Genomic DNA, 10,383 nt, shown 5'->3' on the forward strand with positions numbered 1-10,383 from the left:
GGTCCGCATAGCTGCCGCAAATACCTTGGTTGAGCATCAACGCGAAGAGTCCAGAGCGGAGGGTCGGTGGTGGAGTGCGCTACATCTCCAGTGTTTGGATCATTTCCACCCGCGCTGCATGTCTTCCGCCTTCAAACTGGGCGGTCAGGAAAGCATCGACGATATCCAGAGCAAGTCCTTCACCAACCACGCGGACACCGATCGAAAGCATGTTTGCATCGTTATGCTGACGGATCATGCGGGCCGAGAACGTATCCATGCAAACACCGCACCGGATGCCTTTGACCTTGTTTGCAGCCATCATGATGCCCTGTCCGGTGCCACAAAGTAAAATGCCAAAACGACAATCGCCTGAAGCGACGAGCCTCGCAGCACCTTCACCATGCTTAGGGTAGGGTGTGCTTTCCGCTGTCATAGGGCCGATGTCGATGGCTTGCCAGCCAAGTGCTTTGATATGAACGGCAATGACTTGGCGCATCTGAATGGCGGAATGGTCGCTAGAAAGAACAATTCGTTTATCGATTGTCATCGGCAGGGCTCCATGGTCGTGCATCTAGATCCTACCCGCATTTCAGCAATGGGAACCAGCAATATCACATATCCCTGACCGGCAGCTTCGTCCCGCAATGCGGACGGTCATCAGAGCGCCGATGAAGGCGCTGGTGTGCGCCTCAGGTGGTCAAAACTCAGACGTTTCTGTCCCGGTCGGAATCCACCGTTTTAACAGGACGTCGTGGCGGGTGATGTGGTCTTCTCTGGTCGACTTGCGCCTCAGCAGACTGCGTTGCCGACCTCGGGCCATAGGCGATCATTTGAGCCGCGGCAGGTCAGGGCGGTTCGGCTTCAGATTTCTTGAGTCGCCAGCGTTGAGGCTTCCAGAGCCACTCTATTCAGAACGCCATCAATTTCGCTCATGTCAAAAATACTATCCAGCACCAGAAGGGCAGCACCTAAGATGGCGGTATCTTCGTGCGCCTTGCTGACCACGATCTTCAGATCGCTGGTCGCAAGGGGTAGGCAGCGCTGATAGACTAGCTCGCGCACTCCGTCCAACAACGTATCGCCAGCTTGGGATATCGTCCCGCCGACAACGATCATCGCGGGGTTCAGCACGCTTACCAACTCGCAGACAACCTCGCCTACATTACGGCCGGCCTGACGCAACAACATCAAGGCCAGAGGGGTCTGCCGGTTAAACAGTTCGATCACATCGCGGGCTGTGGTGGCAGGCAATCCGGCGGTTGTCAGATCCCGCGCTAGCGCCCAGCCCCCGGCCAGTGCTTCAAGACATCCAAATTTTCCACAGCGACATAGGGGCGGATGTTTCGACTTGATCCCGATATGACCAATATCTCCCGCCGCGCCTTTGGCGCCCCGAAGAATCCGGCCATTCGACACAATCCCACTGCCGATACCAGTGCCAACTTTAATGAAGATCATATCATCGACGTCAGCGTAATTGTGACGGTGTTCAAAGATCGTCATAAGGTTCACGTCGTTTTCCACATAGACAGGCACACCATATCGCGCGCCGAGCCGGGTGCGGATTTCGAAGCCGTCCCATCCATATAGAACCGATGGCCCAACCACGACGCCAGCGGCGAAGTCCACCGGAGTTGGCAGACTCAGACCGATGCCGAACAGCGGCCCTGTGCCAGGCGGAAGGAGGGCTGCCAGAGCTGTGAAGCCTTCAGAGATCATGCCCAGCACTACATCGGGGCCATTGCCAATGTCGAATGGGATCGTGCGTTCAGCAAGCACAGACGCTGTTAGATCCGTGGCGGCCAAATGTAGGTGGGTTTCACCTATATTGGCCACGAGCAAATGCCCTGCAGCCGGGCTTAGGCGCAGTTGTCGCGTGGGCCTGCCACCGCTTGGCAGTGTTTGGGGTGTTTCTTCAACTAGGCCTGCGCCCATCAAAGCTGAAAGCCGCTGCGACATGGTCATGCGTGAGAGGCGAGTGGCCTCGATCAAATCAGACCGTGTTTTCGCGTTGCCACGCGCGATCAGGGTCAGCAGCTCTCCTGCGTTCAATAACGCTGTGCTGTCCCATGCAACCGGTGTCCGCTTCATTCGCTTCCCTCACTTGTTCAAGGTGATATTAGGCGTATCCAGTCAGATTAGGAAGGTGCTATGCAGCAAGTGAATAATCTTTTGACTAGTATTAGACAAAAGATAGTTGACTTACGTCCACTACACTGGCTACCTAGTTCATGTCAGAAGGGGGACTGGCGCAGGAAAGGCCGATACGCCGACTCAAGCACCTGTTTTCCCCAGCGAAATTAAGGAAGACAGCAGAATGTCCCAGATCTCTCATGCTTCAACGACCGACATGGCGAATGCGATCAGGGCGCTTTCGATGGATGCGGTGCAGCGGGCGAAATCAGGACATCCGGGGATGCCAATGGGTATGGCAGAGATCGGCGTTGCACTTTGGTCGCGCCATCTGCGGCATAATCCTGCAAATCCCGGATGGGCGAACCGCGACCGTTTCGTATTGAGTAATGGTCATGGATCGATGTTGATTTACAGCTTGCTGCACTTGACTGGCTATGATGTGACAATCGACGATTTGCGGCAGTTCCGCACTTTGCATAGTAAAACACCAGGTCATCCAGAGCGCGGCTACACCCCTGGGGTTGAAACCACTACCGGTCCTTTGGGCCAAGGTGTTGCTAATGCAGTAGGCATGGCAATCGCTGAAAAGGTCATGGCCCATCGCTTCAACCGATCCGGACATCAGCTTGTCGATCATTTTACCTATGCTTTCGTTGGTGACGGCTGTTTGATGGAAGGAATCTCGCACGAGGTCTGCTCATTGGCCGGGACGTTGAAGCTGGGCAAATTAATTGTGCTTTACGATGACAACGGCATTTCTATCGATGGCAAGGTTGACGGTTGGTTTACCGATGACACGCCGAAGCGGTTCGAATCCTATGGCTGGCAAGTCATCCCTGCTATCGACGGTCACGATGTGGAGGCAGTGGATCATGCACTCGCAGAGGCGAAGGCCGATGTGTCACGCCCCACACTGATATGCTGCCGAACCACTATCGGGAAGGGCGCTCCAACTAAGGCAGGTGGCCATGACTGCCACGGCAATCCTTTGGGTGACAGCGAAATCGAAGCTACGCGTAGTGCGTTGAACTGGCCATATGGTCCGTTCGAAGTTCCTGATGCGGTGGCAAAAGCTTGGGATGCCCGAGAGAAGGGGGCTAGGGACGAAGCGGATTGGGTAGAAAAACACGCTGCATGGGCCGCGCTCTATCCGGAACTCGCAGCGGAATTTGACCGCCGAATGTCTGGGTCACTGCCAGATGAGTTCGAGGCTTTCGCCGATGCTTTTGTTGCTGAAACTGTGCAAAACGGAGAAAGCATCGCCTCACGCAAGGCGAGCCAGAATACTATTTCGGCTTTTGCCAAGATCCTGCCTGAACTGACTGGCGGATCGGCCGATCTGGCGGGGTCCAACCTGACAACATGGAATGAGATGGAGCCGATCACTGCCGCATCGGGTGGGACGTATATTTATTATGGCGTGCGCGAGCTTGGCATGGCAGCAATCATGAACGGCCTTTTGGCGCATGGCGGAATAAGACCTTTCGGCGGGACTTATGTGGTGTTCTCCGAATATGCCCGCAACGCAATGCGGATGGCGGCGCTGATGAAACTCGGCGCGATCTACGTCTTGTCGCACGACTCAATCGCACTTGGGCAGGATGGGCCGACACATCAGCCGATTGAGCAGTTGGCGACCCTGCGGATGATACCAAACATGGATGTCTGGCGTCCCTGTGACAGCGTGGAAACTGCTGTCGCTTGGCGACTGGCCCTAGAACATGAACAGACACCTACTGTTTTGGCCGTCAGTCGGCAGGGATTGGATTTTCAGACCCGCGATGCTGAAACGGTCGGCCTGATCCGCAAAGGTGGATACATTCTGCAACGTGAAAAAAGCGATCTGCAAGCAGTCATCATTGCTACTGGCTCTGAGGTGCCGCTGGGCTTGGCGGCGGCTCGGCGATTGGGTGAAGACGGCATCGGGATTCGGGTCGTGTCTATGCCATCTACCTATCAGTTTGACCGGCAAAGCGCCAACTACAAGGCAGAGATTTTGCCTGCCGGTGTGCCTCGCCTCTCGGTCGAGGCGGGCTCTACTGATTACTGGCGCAAGTACGTGGGTTTGGAAGGCACCTGCATCGGCATCGACAGCTTTGGCGAATCTGCGGCGCCGGATGTTTTGTTCGAACATTTCGGACTGACCGAGCAAGCGGTGACTGAAGCTGCCCGTAAGTTGGTAGCAGCATGACTGGTGCTTGCATCATTGGGCTGGACTATGGCACGGAATCCGCGCGCGGCGTGCTGCTTGAAGTCGATACAGGTCTGCAGATAGCGAGCCATACCTACCCTTATCGGCATGGCGTGATGATGCGGACCACTCCCGGAGGCAAGGCATTGCCGCGGGGATGGGCGCTTCAGAACGCACCTGATTATGCTGAGGCAGCAGAGGCTATTTTGTCTGCTTTGGGCAGAGGGCGTGATATCGCCGCGATTGGCCTGGGCTTCACCGCATCGAGCCCAATGCCGGCGAAGCGCGACGGCACGCCACTTTCGGTACTGCACCCGGATGCGCCCCATGCCTATGTGAAGCTATGGAAACACGGGTCTGCGCAGCCATATGCTGATGAAATTAATGCCAAAGGCGGCGCGTTTCTGGACAATTTTGGTGGAAAACTGTCTGGCGAGTGGTTGGTAGCGAAGGCGGCTCAGATGCAGGCCGAGGCTCCGGATCTGTGGGCTGAAACCAATCGGTTCATTGAAGCAGGTGATTGGTTGGTCTGGCAATTAACGGGACGAGAAACCCGCAGCCTGGCATTCGCGGCTTTCAAGGCGCAGTATTCTGATCGATATCCAGAAGGGCTGGTGCCGGGGCTTGAGGAACGGCTCCGAGACCCAGTGAAGGTTGGTTCATCGGCGGGTGGCTTGTCCAAGGAGTGGCGTAAACGGACAGGGATTACCGGGAGAGCGATTGTTGCTGTCGCGGTCATTGACTCACACGTCGTTTTGCCGGCAATCAACGTGGTATCAGGAGGCAGTTTCGTAGGCGCCCTTGGCACGTCCGCTGCCTATATGTTTCTGAGTGACGACTTCCGACCTCTGCCGAAAGGTATCGAAGGCGTCGCATGGAATGGGTCTGTGCGCGACCTCTGGTGTTATGAGGCAGGGCAGGCCTGTTTTGGGGATATTCTGGCGTGGTTCGTCCGCACCTTTCCTAAAGGCGACACCTCTGCAAACAGCTTCGCCGCCTATGACGCCGCAGTAGATGGAATGCAGCCGGGCGACAGCCACCTGCTGGCTGTCGACTGGTGGAATGGAAACCGCGTGCCTTTGGCGGATTCCAACCTGTCGGGTATGCTTTTTGGGATGACACTGGAAACCACGGCGGTGGGCATTTATCGCGCATTGATGGAAGCGCTGTGCTTTGGCGCGAAATCGGTTTTGGATCTGTTCGAGGCCGACGGTTTTGCAATCAATCGCGTCGTTATGACCAGCGGGCTGGCTACGAAGAACCCCGTCCTTATCCAGATGATGGCTGATGTCATGCAGCGGGTCATAGAAGTACCCCAGATTGACAACGCAACTGCGGTCGGCGCTGCGATACATGGCGCTGTGGCAGGAGAAATCGTGCCGGATTACCCGGAGGGCGCCCGCAAATTCGGCGCAAAGGCGGTGACAATCTTCGATCCTGACCCGTCCAGAGCATCGGCCTACGGTGCGCTTTATGATCAATACCAAGTGCTTTGCAGACAGGCACCGATCCGCCAGAGCCTGAGAGAACTCAATAGCATTCCCAGTCCCACAAAGGCCGGGCGGCCTGATGGGCAGGAGATCAAGGAATCCGTTGCCTGACGGTTGCGGAGGGAGTGGGCGGGAGATCGCCCGATGCAAGGGAGGAACAGGAATGACCCTTACCAACATGCACGTCGCGACCACCGTAACGGTTGAGGATGTGCAGAACACTGAATCGACAATTGGGAGGACCAAGAGATGAAACATTACAGAAAATTCGGCATCGCGAGCACCGCAACAGCCCTTGTATGTGCAACGTTCCTGTCCGGAACCGCCATCCTTGGCGTCACATCCGCAGCTTATGCACAGGACGTCACAGAGATCACCGTCTGGTTCGGTCGTGAAAACTTCATTCCGGCGGATGCGTTTGAAACCTTCCACGCAGAAAATCCCGGCATCAGAGTGCGAACTGATGTGATCCCGCTTGAACAGGCTGTGGCTGATACGCTTCGTGCTGCACGCGCCAACAGAGCTCCAGACATCGTACAGGTCCCTGCTGATGGCCTTGCGCCACTGGTTGCCCAGAACGCTGTGCGCGATGTTAGCGGGATGATGGAACAATGGCGCTCCGAGGATGCCGCATCGATCGATGACATCTCGTCGATCGGTCTTGATATGGCGTCCATTGACGACACTCCCTATGGCTTGACCTTGTATGCTGGCCCGTTCTGGTACACTTATCGCAAGGATTGGCTGGAAGACGCAGGGCTGGACGTTCCACAGACATGGGATGACGTACTTGATGTTGCGCGGGCGATGAAAGCCGAAGGCCGGATCGGTTATTCGGTGATCGGAAGTCGTGCGCATGATCCCGTGTGGTTTCTCTCCACCTTCATGGCTATGGGCGGACAGTGGGAAAACGGCGTTCCTCAGATCGATTCTGATGCCGGGCGTTATTTGCTAAACTTCTATCAAACATTGGTCGCAGAAGGTCTGACGTCGCAGGACGTTTTGGCATGGGATTCGGGGGCTATGCGCAGCGCCTTCATCGGCGGTGATGCCGCGCAGGCGATGATCGGTGACAATGTTTATCCCACGGTGAACGAATCTCTGTCCTGGGGTCAGGAATGGGATGGCAGCCGTCCGCCATCGCGTCCGGGTGCCGAGAGTGAAGGGCGAACGATGACACTAGGCTGGCCCTTCCTGGTTACCACTGGTGCTGCTGAAGACGAGTCAGTTTTGAAAGTCCTGCAATACATGGCGCGCGCGGAAAACGTGGGTGAGGTCTCGGCGCGGTACCAACCGGGGACGGTGCTTTCAGTATTTGAATCAGAAGAGTACAACGCCGTGAAACCTTGGGCGGCGCAGTTCGCACCAGAGTTTGCCAATCTGACTCCACTTCCGAGCCATCCTCGGCAGACACAGATCTATCAGATCCTGTTGGACGCAATGCAAGCAGCGCTGCAAAATCCCGAGCAGGATGCGGCCGAAATCGCTGCGACCCATCAAGCGGCTATTTCTGCTTTGGTTGGCAATTAAGACGCAACCTGACCAATTGGTGACGGGGGTGCCAACTTACCCCCGTTTCCGGAACGAGATCACCTGAGGAGATCAAGTGTGGCGACGATCGTAGAAGGCAGTTTGCGCGACAAGATCACAATGCGCATGACGCCGTATGTCCTGCTTTTCCCAGCTATAGCGATAGTTGCCGGCGTACTGGGCTATGCTGTCGTGCGGGGTATCATTATGTCGTTCTTTCAGATTGAGGTCTGGGAAGCGGAAGAACCCTTCGTTGGGCTTGCCAATTATCGCACCTTGTTTCGATCACCAGGATTTCAGAATTCGCTGTTGATCTCGCTCATATTCGTCGGTGCGACGATTGTGATCGGTTTGCTGATGTCTCTGGTCCATGCGCTGGTTCTTAATCAGATTGCTTTTGCGCGCAGCGTCTTTCGGGCCATCGCGCTGATCCCCTATCTGGTTTCAGGAGTTGCAGCCGCAGTGATGTGGCGGTTTCTCTTCACTGGCGACGCCGCCATCGCCACACAGATTTCAGCGGCTCTCGGTGGGTCAACCGTGTCTTGGCTGGCGGACCCGGACAAGGCACTTATGGTGATTACTATGGCGAATGTCTGGTTCATCGCGCCCTTCGCCACCCTAATTCTGTTGGGTGGACTGCAAACAATCGACCCCGAAATGTATGCCGCCGCAGAAATAGATGGCGCGGGAAGCTGGCAGAAGTTCGTACATATCACGATCCCGTCGATCGTTCCCATGCTCTCACTGGCGCTCATGTGGCTCAGCTTTGCCAGTTTCAATATGTTCGACATCATCTTGCCACTGACAGGCGGCGGGCCAGGGCGATCAACAGAGGTGCTGGCGGTCTATATGTACCAACTGGCCTTCCGTGATCTGAACTATTCCACGGGTGCTGCTGTGATGATTGTGATCTTGATCATCAATATAGCGCTCAGCGCCATTTTTCTTCGTGCAGCCGGAAGATCCCGTGATGACAGATAATAGCAGCATAAACCGTCCATTGGGAACTCGCGTTGTGGCTTGGGGCGTGCTTCTCCTGATCACGCTCTGGGCAGTGCTGCCCATCCTTTGGTCTTTGTCCGCGTCGTTCAAGACGCCACTGACTCTCTATACAGGTGGGTTCCTGCCCGATGACCCGACGTTCGACAACTACAGGCGCGTGCTGACGTCGGACGGGTTTCCGAACTACATGATGAACAGTTTGTTTCTTGCCTTGGTCTCGACCGCGATCACACTGTTCGTATCCGTTTTGGCGGCATACGGCTTTGCACGCTACGCCTTTCGCTGGCGGCACATCCTGCTCCTGTTCATACTTATCCCGCGCATCCTTCCAAGGGCCAGTTTGATCATTCCATTGTATGATCTTGTCGAGTCTTTAAACCTTCTGGACACTTACACAGTTCTGATTATCACCTACACAGCCACTGCCGTTCCGATGGCAACCTGGATCCTGATCGGATTCTTTCAGGCTGTACCGAAAGAGCTTGAGGAGGCGGCCGCCATTGATGGCGCCTCGATCTGGCAGCGGATCTGGAAAGTGGTTGTGCCGATCTCTCTTCCGGGGATGGTTACCGCAGGCATTCTTTCGCTGCGGGAGGCGTGGAACGAATTTCCCTTTGTGCTGGCGTTCACCACCTCTAGCGACATGCGCACCTTGCCATATCAGCTGTTTCTGATGCGTGACAGCATGGGCATCACCGATTGGCCGCTGATCAACGCATTCACTATAACCACAATTGTGCCAATCCTGTTTCTTTACCTTCTGTTCGAACGGCAGATCGTGAACGGACTGACCAGTGGCGCGGTGAAATAACGCCCGGCCCAGTAGATTAAAGAAAGGACTGAATAATGGCATCGGTCACATTGTCCGGGGTGCAAAAACACTTCGGTGCGTTGGAAATCATCGCTGGAATCGATCTGACAATCGAAGACGGAGAATTCGTTGTTCTGGTTGGTCCGTCGGGCTGTGGTAAATCCACTCTGCTAAGAATGATAGCCGGTTTGGAAAGCATTTCGGCGGGCGAAGCTCGTATCGGCGGCAAGGTGGTGAACAACGTTCCTGCCAAGGATCGTGACATCGCAATGGTGTTTCAGAACTACGCGCTCTACCCGCATAAGACTGTGCGTCAGAACATCGAGTTCAGCTTGCGCATGCGTAAGACACCCAAGGCGGAGATGGATCGCCGGGTGAATGAGGCGGCAGAGCTGCTCGCACTCACCCCGCTACTTGATCGCACACCTCGGGCGTTGTCCGGCGGACAGCGGCAGCGGGTCGCAATGGGACGCGCCATCGTACGTGACCCGTCGGTATTCTTGTTTGATGAACCACTGTCCAATCTCGACGCCAAGCTGCGGGTAGAAATGCGCGCTCAGATCAAGGCGTTGCACCGGCGGCTTAGGGCCACTTCCGTCTATGTCACGCATGATCAGGTCGAGGCAATGACCATGGGCGATAAAATCGTCGTCATGCGCGGTGGTGTAATTCAGCAGGTCGGCCGCCCGATCGATGTATACGATGCACCTCAAAACCTCTTTGTTGCGGGCTTCATAGGCTCACCGTCGATGAACTTGATGCCCGCCAATGTCGATGGCGACGGCTTCATGATTTCAGGTGCCCGCTTCGGCTGGAGGGGAGGCGGTCGGCCAGGGGATCTGCCGAAGAATTTCATCGGCGGAGTGCGGCCTGAGAATTTACGTCTGGTCGCTCCGGGTGAAGGGATTGCTGCCATTGTTGAAGTTGTCGAACCCATGGGCGGCGAAACGGTTGCGTCGGTAGCGGTCGGAAATACCAAGTATACGATTCTCTTTCGAGACCGCAGGCCGCTGGAGATAGGAGATGAGGTTTTTATCGCTCCCGAGGTTGAAACAATGCATCTGTTCGATCCCGAAACCGAGAGTCGGATCGACAGGAAACCACGACTCTGATGGGCGTTGTTGCGCAACTCATGCCTGAGGCATGATGGCCCCTCTCCCCGTCGGCGTCAGGCCACGCGAACGATCTCAGCGGTGCCGAGCGCATTGAAGCGGTTGATGAGGGCAATGCGGATCTGGATT

General features: G+C 55.8%; 8 protein-coding genes. 6 read left to right on the forward strand and 2 right to left on the reverse strand.

Features of this window, described 5'->3' with window-relative positions:
• Positions 1-79: 79 nt before the first annotated feature.
• Together rpiB and PUT78_RS21790 are read right to left on the reverse strand one after the other, a co-directional pair.
• Positions 80-529 (reverse strand): ribose 5-phosphate isomerase B, encoded by a 450-nt coding sequence (gene rpiB, locus PUT78_RS21785; RefSeq protein ID WP_274350456.1) that lies wholly within the window; start codon positions 527-529, stop codon positions 80-82.
• A 314-nt stretch (positions 530-843) separates the two neighbouring features.
• Positions 844-2,073, reverse strand: a complete 1,230-nt coding sequence (locus PUT78_RS21790; RefSeq protein ID WP_274354362.1) for an ROK family transcriptional regulator — start codon at positions 2,071-2,073, stop codon at positions 844-846.
• Positions 2,074-2,179: 106 nt separating this feature from the next.
• On the opposite strand from PUT78_RS21790, the gene tkt reads away from it, so the two are divergent.
• The 6 genes from tkt to PUT78_RS21820 all read left to right on the forward strand — a co-directional run bounded on the left by tkt (position 2,180) and on the right by PUT78_RS21820 (position 10,254).
• Positions 2,180-4,309 (forward strand): transketolase, encoded by a 2,130-nt coding sequence (gene tkt, locus PUT78_RS21795; RefSeq protein WP_420793549.1) that lies wholly within the window; start codon positions 2,180-2,182, stop codon positions 4,307-4,309.
• Positions 4,306-5,910 carry an FGGY-family carbohydrate kinase gene (locus PUT78_RS21800; protein WP_274354363.1) on the forward strand — a complete coding sequence of 535 codons (1,605 nt, stop codon included), beginning with the start codon at positions 4,306-4,308 and terminating at the stop codon, positions 5,908-5,910. The genes tkt and PUT78_RS21800 overlap by 4 nt, the downstream gene beginning before the upstream one ends.
• Before the next feature lie 138 nt (positions 5,911-6,048).
• Positions 6,049-7,329, forward strand: coding sequence for an ABC transporter substrate-binding protein (locus tag PUT78_RS21805; RefSeq protein ID WP_274354364.1), 1,281 nt, complete (start codon positions 6,049-6,051; stop codon positions 7,327-7,329).
• Between the two features lie 102 nt (positions 7,330-7,431).
• The gene (locus PUT78_RS21810) at positions 7,432-8,310 is read left to right on the forward strand and encodes a carbohydrate ABC transporter permease (protein ID WP_274354365.1); all 879 of its coding nucleotides are present in this window, start codon (positions 7,432-7,434) and stop codon (positions 8,308-8,310) included.
• Complete coding sequence (locus PUT78_RS21815; RefSeq protein ID WP_274354366.1) at positions 8,300-9,142, forward strand: carbohydrate ABC transporter permease; 843 nt, start codon at positions 8,300-8,302, stop codon at positions 9,140-9,142. The genes PUT78_RS21810 and PUT78_RS21815 overlap by 11 nt, the downstream gene beginning before the upstream one ends.
• Positions 9,143-9,177: 35 nt before the next feature.
• Entirely contained in the window at positions 9,178-10,254 is a 1,077-nt protein-coding gene (locus tag PUT78_RS21820) for an ABC transporter ATP-binding protein (protein WP_274354367.1), read from the forward strand.
• Positions 10,255-10,383: the final 129 nt, after the last annotated feature.

This window comes from Roseinatronobacter alkalisoli (assembly GCF_028745735.1).
Lineage (GTDB): Bacteria > Pseudomonadota > Alphaproteobacteria > Rhodobacterales > Rhodobacteraceae > Roseinatronobacter > Roseinatronobacter alkalisoli.

Bases quoted from the DNA above. Each gene is read 5' to 3' on its own strand.
- rpiB (WP_274350456.1), bottom strand. From the start codon at position 529: ATGACAATCGATAAACGAATTGTTCTTTCTAGCGACCATTCCGCCATT.
- PUT78_RS21790 (WP_274354362.1), bottom strand. From the start codon at position 2,073: ATGAAGCGGACACCGGTTGCATGGGACAGCACAGCGTTATTGAACGCA.
- PUT78_RS21800 (WP_274354363.1), top strand. From the start codon at position 4,306: ATGACTGGTGCTTGCATCATTGGGCTGGACTATGGCACGGAATCCGCG.
- PUT78_RS21805 (WP_274354364.1), top strand. From the start codon at position 6,049: ATGAAACATTACAGAAAATTCGGCATCGCGAGCACCGCAACAGCCCTT.
- PUT78_RS21815 (WP_274354366.1), top strand. From the start codon at position 8,300: ATGACAGATAATAGCAGCATAAACCGTCCATTGGGAACTCGCGTTGTG.
- PUT78_RS21820 (WP_274354367.1), top strand. From the start codon at position 9,178: ATGGCATCGGTCACATTGTCCGGGGTGCAAAAACACTTCGGTGCGTTG.